Raw genomic sequence first — 23,404 nt, forward strand, 5'->3', positions numbered from 1 at the left:
TGACCTGAACATTTCCCGGATCTTAGGTTCTTCTCATTAAATTAACCCTTCGTTTTGTGAGGAACCGGAATGAGTCGACCTTTCATTATCTGGTTTCTAAAGAAAAAGACAAAATAAATGAGCAAAGTATATCAAAGTAAGTGCAATAAACGTGCTTTTACATCTACTGATGTTCTCATTTATTTTGTCTGAAAATTTCATTAAACCTGCGTAGGTTATCGCAACTTCCCTATATACCCAATACTTCCGCCAACGGGGGTTGAAACGACTTTAAACTCTTTGGCTCCATCTTGTCTGAGCAGGCTATAATCGCCAGAACTCGCGCCAAAGTTGCCATAGTATTCAATTCCGTCTATCTCACCAATACGATAAACGGTTCCGTATTCTTCAAAAGCAGTAAACTCCTCAAACGTCTGGGCCTCCAAGTCTACCAATGCAAATTTAGTTGGGGCTTTCAACCAATCCGAGGGGTTTGAAGGAGGCACATGCGATGCATCCATATACTGGGTAAGGGCTTTACCACCATGCACATAAGTTACTATATTTACAGAGTGGGCATTTAAAATCGCCTTTAAATCCACAAAAAAGGCTGGGTCAAATGTTCCGTCAGGGTTTACTTTCAACAGTCCACCGGTAGTAGGAAAATCCGTGAGCGTGGTATAGTCTTCCGCACGTGCCGTGTTTCTTGCCGGTCGATAATATAGAGCACCGTCATTTCCTTTGGCAAAGGTATCATAGCCCATAGACATGCGGTCGTCCTTAACATAAGTAATTGAATGGTTAGCAGGGTCAAATACCGCTATTTGGGCGTATTGAGGAAATTTATCAAAATCTCCGGGGTTAGCGGCTACCGGAAGGATAATTTTACCTGTTGAAGTCACATAACTTGCGTACACCGAGGTTTTAATATCAGGATCACCGCTATGCTCCAAAGGCGTCACGTCAATTGTTTTTGTGATCGTCATCTTATCAGGATCAAATTCGATGATTTTCCCCTCAGCCAGCGCAAAGAAATACGCCTGAGTCTCAGAGAAAAAAGCAGGGGGTCCAAAAAAGCCACTCAACCCGGTATTGGCAAAACTTAAAACGTCACCGGCACTTATCTTTAATTGATTGTCCACAACATATTTTGTTAAGGTAGAAGCCGTCCCATTCCATACGTATGGGTTTTCTCCATAAGAATATACCGTAACCGAGGCTCCTAGCTCTTCCATTTCTTTAAAATCAAGCTTTTCAGGCAGCTCAGCATAGGCCCCCATGTAGTAGACCCTCCCGCTTGGAGTACTCACCCTGAGAGAGGCGATAATAGCCGATTCTGTTTCTTGCGGAGGAGTTGGAGTCGTTTTATCGTCTTCACAAGCAGTTAACCCAATTAATGTCAACAGGAAGACGGGTAAATACCCTGTCAAGAATGAAATATGTTTCTTCATTTTTCTATGATTTAATTTAGCTTAGTAATTTGATTAAGAGTATGTTTAAAATTTGTTGCAGGGGCCGTCCCTTTGATGATGAAAATTTTCAGTTTAGGGCTCTCAGAAGATCATTTTTGATGGTTCGACTTTCGGAGGTTCGACTTTCGAAGAATAATGGAGCTATTCGACAAAAAAATGATGCGCTGAGGTTCCTGAAATGGGAATTTGCAGCCCAAAAGGTGAAATTTAAACATGCTCTAAATTTGAAATAGTAGTTTTACATATACTGCCCTCCCGGGCTTTTGTACACCATAAAAATCGAAGTTTTTATTATTGGTGAGATTTTGTACTTCTATGGTAAGGTCATACCTTATTGATGCAAACTTATTCTGGTAGGTAGTGCCTGCATTGTGGACTTGTTGGCTTGGAATACCCTGCTTATTAAGGCCTCCGCTTTCCCAACTCCTAAAAAATTTGTGTACATGCCTTGTACTCCAAAAAAAGGATAACTTATCATTATTTTTTAATAAATTCCTAAGGGCGTAAGTCCCCGATACATTTGCAAAAAAGTACGGAATATTCGGAATACGGTCTCCATGAAATGTTTTAAAGAGCCCTTCCTCAGAATTATTGTAATAGTTCTGATAGGTTGAATTGGCAGCAAGGCTCAGTTTATCGTTTTTGGACGTCCATTTGGCAGCTATTTCTATACCCGTTGAAGTTGCCTCAAATACATTTTGATAACTTGTTCTCACTTCCCCGGGCACTAATAAAATAAGGTTCTCTATTTTTCTCAAAAAGATATTACTGCGGATCAACCAACGACTTGCCGGATATTTGTTCTTTAAAGAAAACTCTAAATTTACATTATGGCTGCTTTCCGGCTTCAAATCCAAATTACCCAGGGTAAGTCCGTCACCGAATAACTCATCCGGTTGGGGCAGCCTGGTGGCGTACTCATATGTTAACTTGGTTGAAAATTGCCGGCTCAACTTATAATGCAAGCCATTTCCAAAACCAAAATAATTCACAGTGCGCTCTGTAATTGTTAATTCGTCATTAGGAGGGGTAAGTTGTTCGGACGCGATATGCTGCAAGTAATTCTTTACAAAAAAGGTATTTTCTAATTTGCTTTCAAACAAGCCCGCATTATATTCAATCCCATTCACCCAAGTAAGTACAGTTCTTTGTACATCAAAAGGGTCAAAACTATTCAACATTTTATCATCACCGGTTTGCCTGGTATGAGTAGGCGCCAGGGTAATGCTAATGCTGTGGTTTTCGGCCAGCTTCCAATCGGCTGTAATTCTTGCGAATAAATTATAGTTCCAAGTAAAAAGATTACTGGCTTGGTTGGCAGAGGATAATGTTGGAATTTCTCCGGGAACATTTCTCTTAGCGATGCACTCTCCAAACCAATTATAGGTACAATCAGCTACATCGGTAAATTGCCTTTCCCGGTAATTATACCCCATAGCGGCATCTAATGCGATACGCGTTCCAAAGTCATTTCGGTATTTAAGAAGGGTTCCTGCCGATTTTCGATAGGACATCACCTCACCGTAAGGAATCCCCTCCATCAAGTAATTGTGTTGAATCTCCTTGGTGTAATCCGTAAAATAGCCTTTGATACTCAGCTCTTTGACCCAGGGTTTGTTCTGTACCCCAAAGGTAATACTGGCTCCCTGTCCTTTGTAGGCATCGTGAAACCTGGGAACAGTTACTTCTCTCAGTTTGCCTTTGTCATCAGGCACCTCCACCTCCACTTTATAATTGTTCTTGGCATAGTCATAGAAGCCATTCACATCAAAAAACACCCCGGTGTCTTCGTTGAGTTTTTTGACATATAAAGAGGTGCGTTGTGTTCCAAAGGACCCTGTTTGATAAGAGGCAAAACCACCTAATTTCGAAGTAACTTCCGGAGAGATAATATTGACCGCTCCTCCTAGTGCATCGGCCCCGAATTTTATAGGGACTACCCCTTTATACACCTCGATATGATCCACCAAATTGGTCGGAACGGTTGATATACCGAACGTATATCCGTGAAATTCAAGGGGAATCCCATCCAAGAAAAAGCGTATCTGATTTCCACTAAGCCCGTTTAATGAAAAACTGGTTTTATCACCCAAGCCCCCGCTTCGCCTTACACTGATGCCTTGCACGCCCGCCATCATCTCTCCCAGGTCACCGGTTTTGATGCTCACATCCTTTGTATCTATTACCGTGATGGCCTGTGCCGCTTCCTCTTTTTGACTTTTTACGGATTGGCTGACAATGGTAATATCATCGAGCTGGTGAACATTCTCTTGTAGGATAAAATTAAGTTGAACGCGTTGATTCTTTTCCAGTTTTACCTCTTGTTGCTGTGCAATAAAACCTATAGAACTGGCCTCTATCTCATAAACGCCTTCAGGGATATTATCCAGGTTAAAGAAACCGTTTATACCGGTTACGCCCACTATATCCGTGTTCTTTATTTTTATATGAGCAGATATGATCGGGTTTTTAAGAGCATCCAGCACTTGCCCCGTTATAGAACTTTGATGCTGAGCGGAAAGTAAAATGCTATTGAGTAAACAAATGAAAAGTATTGCAGTAATTTTCATGAAATAACGCTGTTTAGAGTTTACTCAAATCAAAAAGTTTCCCATAGTGCTCTTCCATTATCAGGTAAGGATCGTCCGTGTGAGTGACTTCTCGTATATTAATTAGGCTGGTTTTGCTCATCATCCGCAACATTTGTCTTCTTTCACACTTTACGGCCTTGCCATCTTTCATTTTCATTCCGGCCACAAACGCACTTCTTCCGTGGGCACACAAATGATTATTCAAAAAGACTAAGTCGCCTGCATCGGGCACAAAGCTGTTATAAATTAAGGCTTTTGATTTTTCCCAAAAATCCAACAGATGATTCAATGCTCTCGGACTTTGTTTTACCTTTTCATTAAAAATCTGCTCTGCCGCATCAAATCGCATAAAGGGCCATTTTTTGTTCCCATAGAAAATAGACGTCAGCTCTTCACTTGTTTCATCATTGTCAACATCATAGTTTGCATCTTTGGGGCATTTATATATCGGCTCAAAGAGCTCCTGCATTTTATTTTCCATCGAACCATGAGACCTGATGGAATACAAGGAGGAAGGCACTTCTTCTTCGTTGCGCAAGTATAATAAGCTGATAAAATCGGCTTGATTATATAAAAAGGCATCTTCCGTATGAACATAAAGATCCGTTTTGGAACCGGAGCCCGTTTGTGTGTACTCCATACCTGCATCAGGTATAATGGCGTGCATAATTCCCCCTCCTTTTCTTTGCGCAAAATATTGAACGGGTTTGGAGGGAATCGCCCCATGCAATAGCGAACAAATAAACCCGTAATTTTTAAGCTTTCGATAGTCGGTTTCTTGCCAACGTGCCGGGGTTTTGCCTAAGACCTCCTGATCAACATCTACTAAGCCTCTAAAAACAATGGCACCGTATTGACTTGCCGAAAAGTCGGCACCAAAACTACTCAGGATATTAGTAATCCGCTCCGGAAGCAGTTGAAAGGCGTATATATGGATTTTTGAAATAAAATTAGGATTTTCATAGCTGTCAAAAGATCGTGACAGAAGGCCTCCTATCCCCATGATGATGTTTCGCTCTTTGGGTTGAATATCTATAATTAATGGAGAGGTAGGAGGCGTAATAATTTCAGAATCATTGAAGGATTCGTGTTCATGTATTTCTGAGTAACTGATAACTTTCATGAGTGTACATTAATTTAAATATGGTCATGGATTTGAATTCTAATAGCAGTTGAGTTAATTAGATAGTAGCGCTCACTAAACTTGATTATACAGTGGCAAAGCATTTTTTTTAGAACTTGTTATGTTCTACCCGATGGATTTCCACTACCGGCCGAAAATATATTTTCAGCTAAAAAAAGATACAGATTTTTTTTTACCTTTATTATCATAAATGATTAATTTTCAATTCCTTAAAAAAGGAAACAAAGCGCTTAAACACTGTATTACTATGAGCTTCTGTAAAAGAAAATACCCCCCTCTGAATTTCTTCTTTAGAGGATAACCTTCTCCTTTTTTAGTTAACATGTGGTTGGTTCGCCCAAAAGCATACAGTTTCATTCAGTGCAATAAATATTACTTACCTTGGGGTATTACCCCTCTTTTGATGTAGTCTGAAGAATGGGGAGAATTTTATAGGGCAATAATATTAAATTTTATTTAGACTTAATAAAAATAATTTTACTTTTGGAAAAATTCACTACTACTTAAAAGGTATGGCGCAATATTATTTATTTTTTTTAATTTTTATTTAGACTTATTAAAAATAATTATACTTTTGAAAAAAATTCAGCAGCTGAATAGCGATTACCGAATAAAAACAAGAATGGGGAGGCCTTTAGGCTTTTAAATGTTTTTTGTACAAAAAGACTTACCAAGGAATTGGAGTATACAACCTTTATTATTCTCAAAAAATGACAAGGTATCCAAAAGGGGTCGTTTCGAAGTTTTTTAAGGAATAGAAACGTTGAAATCACTTCAAAAAAACAACACTTCATTATTTTGAGGTGATGTTTAGGCTAACAATAGCCATCATTTACCACAGCTTACTATTGTCATTGAATTAAGAAAATTGCTGCACCGGCTGATGCGGATTGTATGCCTTTACAACCTCATGTGCCGATGCCCTATAACCTTCAATGAAGGCATTACTCATAAAGATCTTTTTCAGGGTGCTGAAAGAAGAGTTGACAAAGGTGATGCGGACAAGGCATTTCCAGTACCCGGCTAAACCTCTATTTTGGGGTATACTTTTTATAAAAATCACTGACAACAAAATACTAACCTATTGATCATTACTCTAAACCAAAAAACGATCGATGAACACGAATGAAAAGGAATTTTTTTCTGCTCCCACTATAAATGAGTACAACACGGTAACAGATCTAATTCGTAAACGCAGAAGTATTTATGCGGATGAGTTTATAAAAAAAGATATTACCGATGATCTTCTCAAAGAAATTCTGACCAATGCTACTTGGGCGCCTACCCATAAGATGACGGAGCCCTGGAGATTTTTAGTATTTAAAGAGAAGCGGCTTGAAGAACTGGGTATTTTTTTGGCAGAATATTACAGTGATTATTATTCTGAAAAACTTCCTGAGGACCAGGCGATTGAAAAATACAACTTCCTGCTTAACTATCCCTTAAATGCCGCCTGTGTTATTGGGATTATCCTCGTACGCAATCCTAAACTAAAACTTCCGGAATGGGAAGAAATCGCGGCAGTTTCGTCTGCCGTGCAAAATATGGCTTTAACCTGTACAGCCTATGGCTTGGGAGGCTATTGGAGTACGCCCCAAGGGGCAATCGACTTTGTAGAAAAATTCGGTTTAAACGAGCATGAAAAATCATTGGGGCTTTTTTATATCGGTCATTTTGACCAAGCAAGCCACCGCTCTGCCAAAAAGAGAACCCAACTAGATAAAAAGGTGACTTGGCTAAGTTAAACTTAGCTCTAAGATGCTTTTAACGGAATCAAGAAAACACTTTTATACCTCATAAAGAGGCCAGAACGGCTAATGTATGCCATAAGCATGAGCTCAGAAGGAGAAAATATACTTATTTTCAACCATTGATCTCATGTTCAGCATCATAATAGTTTTTCTGTTCGCCTTTTTTCGCTTGCCCCACAACGTGGGAAAGAATTATAAAATTACTTAAGACAAAACCTATACGGCAAAATCAAATTACACTTAAACATGGATCATGAAGCTCTTACACCAGCAGAACCTTTGGCTAGAAGGACTAGTCCTTCTTATGAGGATATATTTTACGAAGGGTCTGAAAAAGAATATCGAAAAGCGATACAAATTGCCAGGGAATACGTTTCTCAATTTTTGCAAAAAAATACGACTCCTTTCAGTGGTATAAAACCCGCCAACCTATCGGCTATAATTAATGAAATTGATTTTGATACTCCTTTGGAGAGTTATGAAAGTCTTTTTGAAGAAGTAAAAGCAATATATGTCGATCACGCCACGGCTTTTCACCTTCCTGGCTATATCGCTCACTTAAATTGTCCTGTGGCGATTCCGGCCCTTGCCGCAGAAGTGTTGATCAGTGCGATTAACTCCTCTCAGGATACCTATGACCAGAGTGCGGGAGGGACATTTATAGAGCGTAAATTAATTAACTGGACGGGAAAGCAAATTGGCTTTGACCAGAACTGCGATGGCATTTTTAATGCGGGCGGATCTCAAAGTAACCTCATGGGGCTTTTATTAGCCAGGGATTATTATGCGCTAACGCATTTAAAACACACTATAAAATTAGCGGGAAATCCGCCCGAAGCCACAAAGTTCAGAGTGTTTGTTTCGGATAAATCGCACTTTAGTAATTTGAAAAATGCCTCTATTATGGGGTTGGGAGAGCAAGCGATTATCAAGATAAAAACCGACCGTAGCTTTAGAATGCACCCCGGCCGTTTGGAGGATGCCATACTGAAAGAGAGACAATCGGGGAATATTCCCATTGCCATAATCGGAACAGCCGGCACAACGGATTTTGGAAATATAGATCCGCTAGCTGATTTAGCAAACCTCGCCAAGACCTATGGCTTGTGGTATCATATCGATGCCGCCTATGGTTGCGGCCTGTTACTCACGGATAAGTACAGGCATTTATTAAACGGCATCGAATTGGCAGATTCGGTAACCATAGACTACCACAAATCCTTTTTTCAGCCGATCAGCAGTAGTGCATTTATAGTCAAAAATAAATTGCATCTCAATATTATTAAACACCATGCGGATTATCTCAACCCTCCCGAACAAGATTATGAGGAGTTGCCGGCTCAAATAAACAAGTCCATAACACAGAGTACGCGCAGGTTTGATGCACTGAAGCTTTGGTGTACTTTAAGACTGATGGGCAAAGAGAAGTTAGGCGATTATACCAACAGAATTATAGAAGCGGCTAAGGAAACCGCCATCATGATGGATGCCGATGATGATTTTGACTTGCTAAGCCATTCGGATATGGGCGCATTGGTTTTTCGCTATTCCCCCAAACACAGCAAGGGTTATGATGTATGTAAAATGAATGAAAACATCAAAAAAGCGATGTTTTTTGAAGGAAAAGCCCTTGTAGCCAGTACGAAGGTAAACGGTGAATTTTACCTGAAATTCACCATGACAAACCCTATCACCACAGCGAATCACACCAGAAATATACTAAACATCATCAAGAAACATGGACAGAATTATTTGCAATCAATCTGATATTCGTACAGCGGCAGAGGAAATCAACTATACCATACTGATCAACAGTTGTTGTAGAGAGTTTGCCAACAGTACTTTTTACTATGGAAGCCCGAAATATGACGAGGTTCTGGGCAAGTACTTCGATGAAACTGGCCATCAACTACATCTTAAAATTGATTTTCCGGAGGGCATAGAGGTATATGTTCCTCTCAAATATGCCTCTGAAAGCGGAAGGCATCAATATTATTTTCCGGTAGTCGAGCGCAACTTATCTACCGATGAACTGAGAGTGATCGATATGGACCGCTTTTTAGAATTGGTGACTTCCCAGGCGTTAACCGCACATCCGGATGCAACGGTAGAAAACAGTAAAGAGCGGCTTCATAATAGCGTTGATAATATTGAGAAATACTTGACGCACTTTTATGAAAACAAACTAAAAGTGAACAAGGCTGAAATGAATTTCATTGAAGCCGAACAGTTACTTGCCATCGGCCATCATGCACATCCACTGACCAAAGGAAGATCAGGTTTTTCCGGAAAAGAACTTTTTACTTACTCTCCGGAAACCGGTGGAAGATTCAAACTTCATTATTTTCTGATCCATCCCACCTGCGTTACCGAAAGAAATGTAGAAGAGCAATGCTTTTCGGAGATTTTTAGAGAAGACTTGCTGAAACATGCCGATACGAATGTACTTGGGCTGTTAAACGAAAATCCCGAATGGAAGGTAGTACCCGCTCACCCCTGGGAAGCCCAGTACTTGTTGCAAGAGCCATTGGTACAAGAGATGATCGCCAATGAGGCGTTGTATGATTTAGGAGCTTGGGGAGCACTCTATACGCCTACCTCCTCGGTCAGGACGGTGTATAATGAAGAAAGCGATTGGATGTTTAAGTTTTCGCTGCATGTAAAAATAACCAGTGCGGAACGGGTAAACTACTTGCATGAACTGCATAGAGGGCATGATTTTGCCCGGTTATTGGCAACGGAACTAGGTCAAAAGTTAAAAAATCAATTTGACTACATAAATTTTATTACTGACCCGGGCTTTATCTCAGTGGCTTACAAAGGCAGGGTAATCAATGGCTTTAATACCTCTATCCGGAAAAATCCTTTTAAAGGAGAGTTTGCCAATAAAAATGTTTCCCTATTAGCTTCCATATTCCAAGACGAAGTGTTGGGAGAAAAATCAAGAATGGCAAACATTATAGAAGAAGCGGCCAAACGTAAAAAACAGCCTGTACAAGAAGTGGCCCTCGCATGGTTTGAAGCCTATATCGAATTGGTAGTGCCCGCCACTGTGACTATTTTCAGTGAATTCGGAATTGCCTGCGAATTACACCAGCAAAATGTATTGGTGGAGTTTGATGACGACTTATTTCCAGCAAAAATCCATATCCGGGATAACCAAAGTTTCCTTTATCGAAAAAGCCGGGAAAAAGCATTAACGGCCTTGGTACCGGACCTGGCAACACAGGGCAACGCGTTTATCCGGGACGAACGGTTGCTCGACCTGATCTCCCATTATTTTCTCGTGAGTAACCTTGCAGCGCTGGTTAATGTGATGGGCGCAACCGGATTAGTAAAAGAGCAGACGCTGGTAGAGCTATGGTATAAAAAAGTAGTTGATTTAAAAGATGAGGACGAAACCGGTTTGGTGGATTACCTCTTAAATAATCGATACTGGAAAGTAAAAGGAAATCTTATTACTGCTCTTCTTAATGTAGATGGAGGAGAAGCGCCAGCTTCGGTAGTGATGGTCAATTATCCTAACTTGTTACATCTCCGTTTTTTCTCCAGGCAATTAATTTTTCCCCAACCTGACGAAGTCATTTACAGTCGCTATTTTCCTAAAGAAGAGGTCACCATTCGTATCCGGCCCATCGACCTGGAGCGTGACTTGGAAATGTTGCATGAATGGTTTCACAGAGACCATGCTAAGAAGATATGGAAAATGGACTGGCCTATTCGCGAACTGGAGGTGTATTACAGAACCATGCTGGCAGGCAATGCGCTCAGCAGCTATATAGGCGAGGCAAATGGAGTGCCTACCTGTAATTTTGAAGTGTATTGGGCTACCAGAGACCTGGTTGGGGATTACTATGACGTATTGCCTTCCGATTATGGTACCCACCAGTTTATCGCTCCTACGGACCCCAAGAAAAAATATGTTTCGCCTTTTACCCAATGCATGGTTGACTATGTATTTGCACAACCTGAGGTAGGTAAAATGGTGGGCGAAGGAGCCGTAGATTCTCTGGCTTCCATGATGAACAAGGCCCATGTGGGCTTTAAAATAGAAAAAGTCATTGAAATGCCACATAAAAAAGCAAACCTCAATTTTTGCTACAGAGAATGGTATTGGGCTAAATTCCCACAAAACAAAAACATTGTCATCAGTCCTGTCGCAGAGAAATCAACAGAATTAGTTTCCCATGAATAGCAAAAAACCATACTCAATAGCCGGTGTAGGCATCGGCCCGTTTAATCTGGGTTTAGCCGCATTGTTGGAGCCTGTGCAGGAGGTGTCTGCCGTTTTTTTTGACCAGGCAGATACATTTGACTGGCACCCCGGATTAATGCTGGACTATGTAACTCTTCAGACTCCGTTTTTATGCGATTGCGTGTCAATGGCTGACCCTACCAGCCCCTATAGCTTTCTCAATTTTTTGAAGCAATCCGGAAGGTTATACAAATTTTTCATTCGAGAAAATTTCTTCATCCTTAGAAAAGAATATAACCTTTATTGTAAGTGGGTATCCGAACAGTTGGCCAGCTGTAAGTTCTCTCACCAAGTGTCTTCCATACAATACGAAGAGGGTTTATATGCCATAACGGTAAACAATCTTAGCCATAAGACTAAAGAAGTTTATTATGCGGAAAAACTGGTATTGGGTACAGGCACCCGCCCCTCCGTTCCCGGGTTTATCACGGAGGAGATGACAGATCGTGTTTTTCATACCGCAAATTACCTGTACAAAAAGGAAGAATTGCTCCGCAGCAACTCGGTAACCATTATAGGTTCCGGGCAAAGCGCTGCGGAGGTGTTTTATGATCTTCTGCAACAAAAGCGCGATGACCTTAAATTAAGTTGGTACACAAGGCCCGACAGGTTCTTCCCCATGGAATACGCTAAGCTCACCTTAGAATTGACCTCCCCGGATTTTGTGGATTATTTCTATAATATGCCTGCTGAGATGCGGAGAAAAATATTATCGACCCAATTGGCTCAATTTAAGGGCATTAACTACGATCTCATCAATGAGATCTATGATACTTTGTATATGATGAGTGTCGGTGACAAAGACATAAATGTAAAGATACAGCCTACTAGTCAACTCGATCATATCCGGAAAAACCTCGATAACTCGTATACATTGGAATTCACACAGGTAGAGCAGAGTAGAAAATTTGAAAGTACCAGTGAATTTGTGGTATTAGGAACGGGGTACAAATACGAAGAACCCGATTTTCTTCAAGGCATCAAAGACCGCATTGCCCGCAAAGACAACGGGCTATTTGATGTGGGAAGAAACTACTCCATAGGGTGCAATGCCAACGATATTTTTGTGCAAAATGCAGAGGTGCATACCCACAGTTTAATATCTACCGACTTGGGGATGGGAGCTTACCGCAATTCATACATCATTAATCAAATTACCGGCAGAGAGGTCTATCAAATAGAAAAACGCATTGCTTTTCAGGATTTTGGAGTCGAAAAGCAGGCAGAAGTACCCTTGGAGATGCTCTCCTAAATGATTCGGCTGTATGGCTTTCATAGTGGCCGTAAGACTTCATTGTATAAGCGCAAACGAGAGCCTCCGAGAAGGATCCGGCTATTTTAAACCTCTTTTGTAAATTTTAAAAATATGACTTCAACGATATTGAACGAAACAGTTTTTCCGAGTGAAGAAATTTGGAAAAAGGTAACGATAAATATGCTCGCAAAAAGCCTGTCGGAATTGATGCACGAGCAAATTGCCCAACCGGAAATCACCAAGGTGAACGAAGGCATCACCTATTTTAAACTTCCTACGGATAAGGAATCGGTCTACTACACTTTTTCAGCGGAAGCCCGGCTTTTGGATTACTGGCATATTCACAAAGAGTCGATCAAAAAATACGAGAATGGAGTAGTAAATCCATCCATGGATGTTCCAACGTTTTTTATAGAAAACCAGGAAGCATTTGGCATCGAATCATTTACATTGGCGCATTACATAGAAGAATTACTCAATACATTGTATGCAGATGCTGCCATACTTATGAAGGGGCGCTTAAGTGCCAAAGCCTTAACGGACGCGGACTATCAAACCTTGGAGCATCAAATGGACGGACACCCTTGGGTGATTGTGAACAAAAGTCGAATAGGATTTAACCCTACCGACCTCCAAAAATATGCTCCGGAGGCCGATCAAAATACAAAATTGATATGGATAGCCGCACATAAAAGCAGAGCTACTTTTAATGCCTTAAATTCAATAGAACAAACCCAATTCTATAAAGATGAAATTGGCGAAGAGCAATTAGAGCATTTTTATCAGGTGCTATCGGATAAAAAAGTACAGGTGGAAGCGTATGTTTTTATTCCGGTCCATGCGTGGCAGTGGAACAACAAACTATTAATGCAGTTTACTTCCGAAATTGTCGATAAAAAAATCATTCCATTAGGCCTAAGTGAAGATGTATTTTCACCGCAACAAAGCATCAGAACCTTTTTTAATGTCAGCAATCCTGAAAAACACTATACCAAAACGGCTGTATCCATATTAAGTACGGGCAATATAAGAGGGCTATCTCCTCAACAGATGGACATCGCGCCCGCAGTGACCCAATGGGTAAGTGACCTCCTCAAAAAGGATCAATACCTTAAAGATACCGGTGTAATCCTGCTTGGAGAAGTAGCCACGGTTTCTTATCTGCATCCGCAATACAGTACCATCAAAAAGGTGCCTTATCAGTACAATGAAATGCTTGGGGCGCTATGGCGCGAAAGTGCAGTAAAGTATATGCAAGCGGAGGAGCGTTTGATGACGATGGCCGCCCTGCTATATGTGGATGACAGTGGAAAAAGCCTGGTGGATGAATTGATAAAAAAATCAGGTTTGACAACAGAGGAATGGGTGATGGCTTATTTGAAAGCCTATTTAAAACCGCTGTTACATATTTACTATGAGCATTCTTTATGCGTGACGCCACACGGGGAAAATATTATTATCGTGCTGAAAGATTATACTCCGCAACGCATCATTATCAAAGATTTTGTAGATGATATTGTACTTACTGCCGAAGCCCGGGAAAAATTGCCAGAGAATTTGGCCAATGGTTTAATACAGTCTTCTAACAAAGAAAACATCCCGCTATTTATTTTAATAGGTGTTTTCGATGCATATTTCAGGTACCTGAGTAATGTCCTGCATGTATATTCCGGATATGAGGAAAAGGCATTTTGGAGCAATGTGATGGAGGTGGTATTGGCCTACCAGGCAGAAAACCCTCATTTAAACGGGAAGTTTGATAAGTACGATCTCTTTACACCGGAATTTAAACGGTTCTTTATCAATGGCCTCAGGTTGCATCAAGGCTATGCGGAACGGACGGGATTTGCCATTCCCCAAAAAGGCGGAAAACTAGAAAATCCACTGGCATTGCTGAGACAAGAACAGCCAAGCTAAGGCAAATAAACCTGGTGTCAACTATGGGTTGTTGACACCAGGCTACCTATATAAACATCGAACGCAGACACCAACTTTATCCATTCGTATGAAGCTGATATTATCGCAAGTAAGATATTTTTTTCACCTCCTGAAGCAGGCTGTATTAGGCAAAGAAAAAAAATTTACCACAGGCAGTATCAACCGGGCTATTGTCTTACTTTCCGTTCCCATGGTCTTGGAAATGGTTATGGAGTCTCTTTTTGTCTGTTCTAATTTGTTTTTTGTGAGCAGGTTAGGAGCCGGAGCCATTGCTATCGTAGGGGCGACAGAGTCTGTCATATCATTCTCTTATTCCATTGCCATTGGCTTAAGTATAGCCGCTTCGTCAGTGATCTCAAGAAGAATAGGAGAAAAAAAGTTTAAAGCCGCAGGGGCTACCGCCATGCAAATCATTTACATAGGCCTTTCTATTTCATTGATTGTAAGCATCCTATGTGTGGTATTTTATAAGGAGATATTGCTCCTGGTAGGCATGCCCGAAGCGCTTGTCATAGAAGCAGAGTGGTTTGCCAAAATTATGTTTGCAAGCATTTTGTTTATCATTTTAAGAATTTCAGTAAATGGAATTTTTAGAGGGGCCGGAAATGCCGCCATAGCCATGCGTACTTTATGGCTATCCAATACGGTCAATATCGTATTATGCCCGGTATTGATTTTTGGCTGGGGCATTGTTCCCGCTTATGGCATCTTGGGGGTTGCGCTGGCAACGGCAATAGCCAGGGTGATTGGCGTGCTTTATCAAGCCTGGCATTTAATCCGTAGGAAAACGATCCTGAGTATTGGTTTTCAGCAGTTGAAATTCTCTTTGGCACTCACCAAAAAAGTATTGAAGCTGGCCATCACCGGGGCTGTTCAATATATGATTCCCTCTTCGAGTTGGATTTTGATGATTAAGATCGTGTCGTACTTTGGCCCCAATGCATTGGCCGGGTATATTATTGCACAGCGTGTCGCTTCTATTGCTACCATGCCCGCTTGGGGCATAGGAAACGCTGCCGGAATATTAACCGGTCAGAATTTAGGGGCAAACCAACATGCCAGAGCAGAGAAATCCGTATGGAAAGCGGGCATTTTCAATACCGGTTTTTTGTGCTTGGTGGCCCTGTTTTGGGCATTTGGTGCAGAACCGGTCATACTGCTGTTCACGGACGAACCGGAAGTGTTGAAAAACGGTGTACTGTACCTTAATTACATCACCATTGCTTATGTTTTGCTGGGGTATACCATGGTAATTTCCAGAGCACTGAATGCCGCAGGCGATGTAAAAGTGGTAACCTTGCTGTACATACTGATGTTTTACGTGACTCAAATTCCATTATCCTACCTGTTCGGAATCTATTTTGATTGGGGGCCCAAAGGCATTTTCACAGCCATTCTGACATCGGAGTTAGTCTTGGCGGCAGCTTGTATTACCGTATTCAGAAAGGGCAAATGGAAACATATAAAAGTATAAGCGCTCCTAACGAAGGGGGCCTGCTTTATAAAACTTATCCCATCTGATTGCCACAGTATTTCTGCCGATCAGAAACGGATAAAACCCAATGGCAAAACCGGAACAAACTATAAAAAGTAATTTCTATTTAAAACAAGAATTATTAAAAAACATGAATTCATTACCAAAATTATCAGAAGTTTTTGCCGAAGCACTTGCTATTTCATCAGAAGAGGTGACGGAAGATTTAAGTTATCAAGGCATTGCGGAATGGGACTCTATGAGCCATTTAGTATTGGTCACGAAAATAGAAGAAGTGTATCAAATTTCAATAGAAATGGAAGATGTCCTAGAGATGGGTAGTGTATCGAAAGTAAGAGACATTTTAAAAAAATACGAGATAGAGAATGTGTAAAAAGCCTGCTCGACAATGCTTTGGGCTTTAGAGCATCTACTGTTTCCCGTTATTTATTTAGAGTATGTCTGAAATTTGTCCCTTTAAGGGTGAGAATTCTCCGTTCAGGGTTCTCAAAAATAAGGAACAGAGCTTCCTGAAATCGAAAATTGCAACCCAAAAGGTGAAATTCAGGCATGCTCTGAATCATTGATAATAAGCAATTCAACAATTGAATCCTTATGAATATTACGCCATTTAAACTACTTTAAAATCGGTGTATACCACTAGTTTGTATGCTTAAAATAACTATAAATTTTACAGAAGGATGAAGCTATATGACTTAATACAGCAAAACAAAAAACTGAGATTGATTGACTCCGCCTCCAAAAATGTTTTCACTGTTGGAGAGTTTCATGAATCCATCAATATAGAAGAGTTCCCTGGTCTGGTATTTATATACAGCAACAATAAAATTGGCTCGATAGAAGTATTCTTAAACTTTTTACGAAGCCCGTTTACCGTTTCTTTACTCAGCGCTCAATTGAATACCCAATTTAAACAAAACCTCGAAAGGCTGTATCAACCTTATTACATATACGACCCTTCCAGAACGGCAATAGAAGGTTATGAAATGTACGAGGCCTCAGCATCAATCGGTCTGTTTAGGAAAAAGATTAAGCCGGAGTACACCCTTCATAAGGATATTAAGGTGCTATTGAGCACCTCCGGAACTACCGGAACACCCAAATTTGTCAAATTATCAGATGAAAATCTGGTGAACAATGCCTTGTCCATTCTGGAGTACATGCCCATCGAAAACGAAGACGTTGTGCCTCTAAACGTACCTATTATCTTTGTTTATGGGCTTTCGGTGTTTACCACAAATTGTATCAGAGGCGGAACGATAGTATGCACCGACAAAGATGTGTTGCAGAAGGAATTTTGGGAAGATTTTAAAACTTTTGCCTATTCTACGATTAGCGGAGTACCCTATGTGTATGAAATGTTATATAGAATTGGCTTTTTCAAAAAGGCCCATCCCTCCCTTCGGTATATGACACAGACCGGAGGCATTCTGAATGAAGCATTAATAAAAATAATAGTTGAATACTCCGAAAAGCACAATACTCCTTTTTATGCGCAATATGGCCAAACAGAAGCGGCCGGGCGTATGGCTTATTTACATCCAAAGGATTTATTAGAGAAAGGGGCCTCTATAGGTAAGCCTATTAAGGGAGGAAAGTTTGAAATAGAGAATGAAACCAACGAATTGATCTATTTTGGAGAGAATGTGTTCGGAGGCTATGCACAAGGATTAAGCGATTTAAGTACATTTTTGAAAACCAATAAGTTACATACCGGGGACATTGCCAGAAAAGAGGAAGACGGATACTATTACATAATCGGGAGGATAAAACGGATTATGAAACTATTCGGCACCAGGCTTAATCTTGACGAGGTGGAATTAATTCTTAAAAATGCATTGGGTGGAGAAACTTTTATTTGCACAGGTATTGACGATAAATACCTGTCGATCATGCACCTCAACAAAGAATTACCCAATGCCTCCATTGAAAAGGTTTTGAGGGAAAAACTCAACCTGCATGCAAGTTCTTTAAAAATAAAGCAGATGGACACGGTTCCGCTAACCCACAATGGAAAAATAAACTATCAACAAATTAAAGCCGAACTTGAATAATGCATTGGCAACAAGGCTTGACTTTCTCCCTGACAGACGGTACTTGATTTTATTCTTTTTTACCACGAAGGCACAAAGCTTTGTGTCTTAGCGCCTTCGTGGCAACCTCTATTCATTATTCTTTCAATAAACATACAAATGACTTCAAAATGAGATGACCATGGAAAATCAACATAAAAGAATACTAGCCTTAGACCTGATAAAAGGATGCAGTGTAATCATGATGGTGATAGTACATACCTTAATTATATATGGTAGTAGAGAGGCGCAAGCAGAAACCTTTTTTGGCAACTTCATTCGCTTTTTAGGTAAGGCCCCGGGAATATTTCTAATTTGTATGGGCATCACTTTTATGACCTCGCGCAACCAAAGCCTTCTCAGTGCAATTAAACGAGGCGGTCTACTGCTCTTGGCCGCCTTGCTGATGAATTTTATGAAGTTTATGATTCCTGTCATGTTTGATTTTGTCCCTGATAACTACATGACAAAATTTCAATGGGATGCCCCCATAGAATGGCAATACTTATATCTGGTCTTATTGGGCGATATTTTACACTTAGCAGGTATGTCATTATTATTTATTGGCTTTATCAGAACCTTCGTGAAAAACAAATTCGGAATACTTGCGATAGGTTTGGCAGTCGCGCTGGTATCCAGAGAGCTTCATGGCCTATATACCGATATCCCTGTTGTCAATTATGTATTGGATCTTATATTTCATAATGAATTTCCCGCTTATGTTTATTTTCCTGTTTTTCCCTGGATCACTTTTATCATCCTGGGGATGTTTTTTGGAAAATGGTTTATAGAAGTCAACTATGATCAGGCATTTCTTTTTAAAAAGATTTTCATTGCCGGAATCATCTTCGTGGTGTTAGGGCTGCCTTTAGTCTATTATTATCCTGAATATCACTATAATGACTTTTACTATATGGGATTAGGAGGCGTGCTTTATTCTGCGGGATTGGTTTTATTGGCCCTATGGCTGGTGTACCTCTTATCTTTTAGCATCAAGCAGAAAGCTTTTGTCGGTATTCTTAACTATTGCAGTAGGAATTTAACAAGCATGTATATTATACAATGGACTTTAATATCATGGGGAAAAGGCATATTCGGTTTCAGAGAATCCGGAGCTGTAGAAGTACTCTTACTTATTCCTCTGTATATGGCACTCACCTTCCTGGTTCAAAAATTATTGGATGAACTTATTCATATTTTCAAAAGTAAAAAAGACACGGTGGATTTAACCAAGCAAACAGTATAACAAGCTAGGAGTCGTTTTTTCCAATGGAGGTCTATCATTACGTTCCGGAGTGGTAATTTTATAGGGAATAATAGCAGGATTGATAATTGTACATTTAACAGATAAACAAAAAGTGCGTGGCGGTACTTTCTTGAGGCTTGCTTCTTTACACATAAATCATTCGCGTCTCCCTTTCAGAACAAAAATACCTGTTTTCAGCCTAAAAATAGCGGCAACTGCCGGGAAGTCTTTTTGTTAGGGGCCTTTCAGATATTTTCACTTATTTTCATTTTTTTTCAGCTATTTTCAGTTAGCTTTTCACTTAGCAGGAGCGCGAAAAAAAAAATTTATCGAAAGCTCGCTAAGTGAAAATAAGTGAAAAGGCCTGTTAAGTGAAAATATCTGAAAAACAGCCAAACCATAGCTCGAATTAACCGGGGCCAATCAAGGGCTAAAATGCCCGTAAAATTTGTATTTTTCAGAGAATGCTGTGCCAGGGGGTAAAATACCTCGGAATTTTTTTACCCTATAAAAACAACGTTAGTCGTCAGAAAGGGGGGGGAGATGTGTAAGAGAGTTTAGTTACGAGGGACTAGTGGTTAGTAATTAGCTATTAAGTAACTTGATGGTTGTTGATTACAGTATCATCCCTTCGAGAAGTTGAAAGCCTACCCGAAAGATCCAGCCAACTTTGTTGGAGAGGAAAGGCTACGGGATGGATAAAAAATTGGAAATTCTGCCAAAATAGGTAAATTTAGGGAGTAAAGATTCATATATCCTATCGCTTGATTGGTATATGTTGAGAATGGTTCCGTATAGAAACAAAATGTGAAGCATTAAGAACAAAATGACAAGAACGAATCAACGGAGATATTTCATCCTTATTGGTGCTCTCTTAGCCGAATGGATTGACAAAAAATTGGGACTGACAATTATTGAAAATGATGAAATTAGTATAGAATAAGTCAAATAACTACAATCCACGAGTTTTTGGGGTTGACAAATAAAGGATGGAATAAAGTTCAGCGGATATACGAAGGAGAAACGGAAAGTATTAGCAGTGTTTATATTAAAACTGATTATTTCCTTAACGACAAAATACGAGGATCCTATAATCCATAATTTAGCTACCATAAAGTTTGTACATTCAATAAAAGTAAAAAAGGAATAAAAAACGTTTTACAACAATAGGTATAAAACACTGGAGGAGCCGGCTTTTGCAAGTTTTGGTTGCTTGGTAAACTTATCAAGACACAACTACTCATAGCCAAATCCGTTATGGACTAATACTACATAACCTAAAGAGGTACTAAAAACCCATAAGCATCAGAAAAATGACAAAAATAATTTTACTATTATCAGCCCTGTTTCTAATTAATTGCAAGCCAAAAACTAATGAAAACGAGCATAAGAATAGCCCCCTAAAAGAGCCATTATCCGACAAGATTAAAGTTTTGAACTTCGCAACTTTCCATTTTGGCTACACACCGGACGCCTACAAGGTTGACTTTGATGAAAATGACAAACGAAAACAAGAAGAAATCAGGCAAATTTCTAAAATGCTGGCTAATTTCAAACCTACCATAATCTGCATTGAAAATTTGCCTAAGTATAATGCGGAAATTAACCAGGCTTACCAGGATTTTTTGGACAACCCATCTGAATTAAATACCAACTATGGGGAAAGCAGTATGATTGGGTTTGAGGTGGGCCGCTTAAGTAATGTGAAAAAACTCTATGGAATAGATAATCATATGGGGTATAATTACAGGATAGGTGAGCAAATTGATAATGCAATAGATTCTATTACCTACAATGAGTATCTCAAAGAGCCATTTAAATACGATCCGGAATTAGCAGAATTAGATAGGGATTTTGAAAAACTGTCTTTACAGGAAAAGCTAAAGTATTATAACCACCCTAAAAAACTGGATTTCAATATCAATATAAATGCCGACAACCTGATGTACGCGGGTACGGAAAACGGTTTTGAAGGGGCTGATGAAGCTGCAAAATTTTATCAAAGAAATATGAGAATATATTCGAATTTGAATAGAATCCCAATGACAAAAGAAGACCGTGTGTTTATTTTAATGGGAGCCGCTCATGCTGCCTTTCTGAGAGAATTCATCCAACGAAGTCCAAAATTTGAAATGGTCAACACCTTAGATTATTTAAAGTAAAAAAACAGTCTGCAACCCTATATAACTGCAATTGCGATCGATATGACGAGGTCCGCGAGTCCATTGGGAATTACAACAGCCTGTCACTGAATCGAAATTTACATATAAAAATCTCTCACTGACGTTTGTGCTGGGCCGTTAGCAATATTTAAGAGAAAAATTCCAGAGTTTAATCATTAAACAAATCTAAAACAATAATGAATTTTAAATATTTATTTTTACTATTATTTAATTTAATTTTTATTAACGCTTGTTCCTCGCAAGAAACGTCAGATATAACGCTTGAAGGGAAATGGAAAGTGGTTGATTGGACTTACAAAAGTTTTGTGGGAAGAAGTCTGGATCAAGATGAAATCAATAATATGGATGAAAGCTTTGCCGATTTAATTTTAGATTTTAAAACAGATCAAACCTTTTCAAGTAATAAACCGACTGAATTAGATTTTTTAGAAAATAAAAAGTTTATAGTAAACAACTATCAAGAAGTCGTAATTAACAATCAAGCATATTTTTTTTTAATAAGAGATGGTAACTGCTACTTCTTTTTTAGCAATATTATTCTACAAATCAAAAAAATAGAGAGTTATACAAATGCTAGCATCAAGCTTAAAGAACTCCCTGCGGATAATACGTCCGTATCAGAAGTTTTCAACAAAATGGAAAAATTTGAGACAGTATATGCCATTGAAGATTTGGATATCCCACCGAAATTTAAAGAGGTTCAATTTGATGATAACTGTCTTATCGATTGTTTATACAACTCTTTTAACTCCACTATAGGAATCTATATAGATTATTCCAAAGCAGAAGGCGATGTAAGTTACTATGTCAATTTTATTGTAGATAAATCCGGTGAAATCAATAATATAAAAATAAAATCCAAGCATCATAAAACTAACGCTAACGGTCAACGGTTTATGAGTAGAATGGATGAATTTGATGAAAAAGAACACTCAGAGCTTTCTGCAGTAGAAGAAGACATTGTAAAAAGCATTTTCAAGTTTCAAAACACCATGATTGCCGGAGTAAAAAACAATCAAAATGTTAATACCCAATTAAACTTAGAGGTAAGATTGATATCCAAATAAATGACTGATAAGTGATGCAGATTCTCGCCTAAGAACATGTTTCAGTTTCAGCTTTTTGGAACAAAAACTCCCATTTCAGGAACTTCAAGTGCCGGATTTCGATGGTTCGACACTTCGATGGTCCGACACTTCGGAATCCCAGTAACCGGGACTCCGAAATGTCGTATTACAAAACTACTATACTGAGAATTTTTACCAGCAAAGGAGCATCGCCCCATAAGGAACGATGCTCTACCAATTCTAACCCTTATTTCCAGCCATAAGGAACTTGTACCCTCTTGAAAAACTCGTACATTAGCACCAATGGATAACCCATACGGGGAAGGAACAATGCACCCTATTAAACCGAAACAGATTAATGGCAACTCCGAAAAATAAAGTAGAATTGCTCTTTGCAATAGAAGATTCTTATTCCAAACTGAAAAAGGATTTGGAAAGCATTCCGGTTGAATTGACTACAAAAAAAGAACTTGCAGGACACGTTAAAGGCACACAAATGAGTGTTTCCAATTTAGTCTCTTATCTGATCGGTTGGGGAGAGCTCCTGCTGAAATGGAATCGAAAAAAAGATAACAAAGAAACGGTTGACTTTCCCGAAACTGGCTATAAGTGGAATGAACTGGGAAAACTCGCCCAAAAATTCTATTCGGATTATGATAAACTTCTCTTCCCGGAATTATTAACAAAACTGGAAGTGGTGGTAACCGAAATATTGGACTTAATTGAAAGAACAGAAAACAAAGAACTTTATCAAACACCGTGGTACGATAAGTGGACCAAAGGAAAAATGATACAACTCAACACTTCTTCGCCATATAAAAACGCTAGAAGCAGAGTGAGGAAATGGAAAAAAGTGACTATAGAAAAACAACAATAACTGTAGAGCGGTTGTTACTTATCCTCCATCCCGGTATTTTTTGACCTAATTGTTTTGATACAAAAGTTTAGTCAAAACC

15 protein-coding genes are annotated in these 23,404 nt (G+C 39.4%); 12 read left to right on the forward strand and 3 right to left on the reverse strand.

The annotated features are described in order from the left end of the window. Positions 1–215: 215 nt before the first annotated feature. From AAG747_RS26410 to AAG747_RS26420, 3 genes are all read right to left on the reverse strand, one after another. Positions 216–1,430: a DUF4374 domain-containing protein gene (locus tag AAG747_RS26410; protein WP_346824262.1), complete on the reverse strand. Its 1,215-nt coding sequence runs from the start codon at positions 1,428–1,430 to the stop codon at positions 216–218. A gap of 239 nt (positions 1,431–1,669) precedes the next feature. Beyond that, positions 1,670–4,021 (reverse strand): TonB-dependent receptor, encoded by a 2,352-nt coding sequence (locus AAG747_RS26415; RefSeq protein WP_346824263.1) that lies wholly within the window; start codon positions 4,019–4,021, stop codon positions 1,670–1,672. Between the two features lie 13 nt (positions 4,022–4,034). Next, positions 4,035–5,165: a TauD/TfdA family dioxygenase gene (locus tag AAG747_RS26420; RefSeq protein ID WP_346824264.1), complete on the reverse strand. Its 1,131-nt coding sequence runs from the start codon at positions 5,163–5,165 to the stop codon at positions 4,035–4,037. A gap of 1,136 nt (positions 5,166–6,301) precedes the next feature. Here AAG747_RS26420 and AAG747_RS26425 point away from each other — a divergent pair. The 12 genes from AAG747_RS26425 to AAG747_RS26480 all read left to right on the forward strand — a co-directional run bounded on the left by AAG747_RS26425 (position 6,302) and on the right by AAG747_RS26480 (position 23,325). After that, complete coding sequence (locus AAG747_RS26425) at positions 6,302–6,931, forward strand: nitroreductase family protein (RefSeq protein WP_346824265.1); 630 nt, start codon at positions 6,302–6,304, stop codon at positions 6,929–6,931. Between the two features lie 252 nt (positions 6,932–7,183). Then, positions 7,184–8,704: a pyridoxal phosphate-dependent decarboxylase family protein gene (locus AAG747_RS26430; RefSeq protein WP_346824266.1), complete on the forward strand. Its 1,521-nt coding sequence runs from the start codon at positions 7,184–7,186 to the stop codon at positions 8,702–8,704. After that, entirely contained in the window at positions 8,676–11,132 is a 2,457-nt protein-coding gene (locus AAG747_RS26435; protein WP_346824267.1) for a GNAT family N-acetyltransferase, read from the forward strand. Before AAG747_RS26430 ends, AAG747_RS26435 begins: the two co-directional genes overlap by 29 nt. Beyond that, positions 11,125–12,444: a lysine N(6)-hydroxylase/L-ornithine N(5)-oxygenase family protein gene (locus AAG747_RS26440; protein WP_346824268.1), complete on the forward strand. Its 1,320-nt coding sequence runs from the start codon at positions 11,125–11,127 to the stop codon at positions 12,442–12,444. The genes AAG747_RS26435 and AAG747_RS26440 overlap by 8 nt, the downstream gene beginning before the upstream one ends. 114 nt (positions 12,445–12,558) lie before the next feature. Then, the gene (locus AAG747_RS26445; RefSeq protein ID WP_346824269.1) at positions 12,559–14,364 is read left to right on the forward strand and encodes an IucA/IucC family protein; all 1,806 of its coding nucleotides are present in this window, start codon (positions 12,559–12,561) and stop codon (positions 14,362–14,364) included. An 88-nt stretch (positions 14,365–14,452) separates the two neighbouring features. Further along, positions 14,453–15,859, forward strand: a complete 1,407-nt coding sequence (locus tag AAG747_RS26450) for an MATE family efflux transporter (protein ID WP_346824270.1) — start codon at positions 14,453–14,455, stop codon at positions 15,857–15,859. A gap of 88 nt (positions 15,860–15,947) precedes the next feature. Further along, positions 15,948–16,253, forward strand: coding sequence for an acyl carrier protein (locus tag AAG747_RS26455; RefSeq protein WP_346824271.1), 306 nt, complete (start codon positions 15,948–15,950; stop codon positions 16,251–16,253). 307 nt (positions 16,254–16,560) lie between these two features. After that, entirely contained in the window at positions 16,561–17,934 is a 1,374-nt protein-coding gene (locus AAG747_RS26460) for an AMP-binding protein (RefSeq protein WP_346824272.1), read from the forward strand. Between the two features lie 160 nt (positions 17,935–18,094). Continuing rightward, positions 18,095–19,198 carry a heparan-alpha-glucosaminide N-acetyltransferase domain-containing protein gene (locus tag AAG747_RS26465; protein WP_346824273.1) on the forward strand — a complete coding sequence of 368 codons (1,104 nt, stop codon included), beginning with the start codon at positions 18,095–18,097 and terminating at the stop codon, positions 19,196–19,198. Positions 19,199–20,631: 1,433 nt separating this feature from the next. Beyond that, positions 20,632–21,360: a DUF5694 domain-containing protein gene (locus AAG747_RS26470; protein WP_346824274.1), complete on the forward strand. Its 729-nt coding sequence runs from the start codon at positions 20,632–20,634 to the stop codon at positions 21,358–21,360. A gap of 197 nt (positions 21,361–21,557) precedes the next feature. After that, complete coding sequence (locus AAG747_RS26475) at positions 21,558–22,448, forward strand: hypothetical protein (protein WP_346824275.1); 891 nt, start codon at positions 21,558–21,560, stop codon at positions 22,446–22,448. 358 nt (positions 22,449–22,806) lie between these two features. After that, a complete protein-coding gene (locus AAG747_RS26480) occupies positions 22,807–23,325 on the forward strand; it encodes a ClbS/DfsB family four-helix bundle protein (protein ID WP_346824276.1) in 519 nt (172 codons plus the stop codon). Positions 23,326–23,404: the final 79 nt, after the last annotated feature.

Origin of the sequence: Rapidithrix thailandica, assembly GCF_039710355.1 — a bacterium.
Lineage (GTDB): Bacteria > Bacteroidota > Bacteroidia > Cytophagales > Flammeovirgaceae > Rapidithrix > Rapidithrix thailandica.

Excerpts from the sequence above, each read along its gene's own strand:
- AAG747_RS26445 (WP_346824269.1), top strand. The coding sequence starts at position 12,559 with ATGACTTCAACGATATTGAACGAAACAGTTTTTCCGAGTGAAGAAATT.
- AAG747_RS26480 (WP_346824276.1), top strand. The coding sequence starts at position 22,807 with ATGGCAACTCCGAAAAATAAAGTAGAATTGCTCTTTGCAATAGAAGAT.
- AAG747_RS26410 (WP_346824262.1), bottom strand. The coding sequence starts at position 1,430 with ATGAAGAAACATATTTCATTCTTGACAGGGTATTTACCCGTCTTCCTG.
- AAG747_RS26450 (WP_346824270.1), top strand. The coding sequence starts at position 14,453 with ATGAAGCTGATATTATCGCAAGTAAGATATTTTTTTCACCTCCTGAAG.
- AAG747_RS26440 (WP_346824268.1), top strand. The coding sequence starts at position 11,125 with ATGAATAGCAAAAAACCATACTCAATAGCCGGTGTAGGCATCGGCCCG.
- AAG747_RS26430 (WP_346824266.1), top strand. The coding sequence starts at position 7,184 with ATGGATCATGAAGCTCTTACACCAGCAGAACCTTTGGCTAGAAGGACT.
- AAG747_RS26475 (WP_346824275.1), top strand. The coding sequence starts at position 21,558 with ATGAATTTTAAATATTTATTTTTACTATTATTTAATTTAATTTTTATT.
- AAG747_RS26425 (WP_346824265.1), top strand. The coding sequence starts at position 6,302 with ATGAACACGAATGAAAAGGAATTTTTTTCTGCTCCCACTATAAATGAG.
- AAG747_RS26465 (WP_346824273.1), top strand. The coding sequence starts at position 18,095 with ATGGAAAATCAACATAAAAGAATACTAGCCTTAGACCTGATAAAAGGA.
- AAG747_RS26455 (WP_346824271.1), top strand. The coding sequence starts at position 15,948 with ATGGCAAAACCGGAACAAACTATAAAAAGTAATTTCTATTTAAAACAA.
- AAG747_RS26460 (WP_346824272.1), top strand. The coding sequence starts at position 16,561 with ATGAAGCTATATGACTTAATACAGCAAAACAAAAAACTGAGATTGATT.
- AAG747_RS26435 (WP_346824267.1), top strand. The coding sequence starts at position 8,676 with ATGGACAGAATTATTTGCAATCAATCTGATATTCGTACAGCGGCAGAG.
- AAG747_RS26420 (WP_346824264.1), bottom strand. The coding sequence starts at position 5,165 with ATGAAAGTTATCAGTTACTCAGAAATACATGAACACGAATCCTTCAAT.
- AAG747_RS26415 (WP_346824263.1), bottom strand. The coding sequence starts at position 4,021 with ATGAAAATTACTGCAATACTTTTCATTTGTTTACTCAATAGCATTTTA.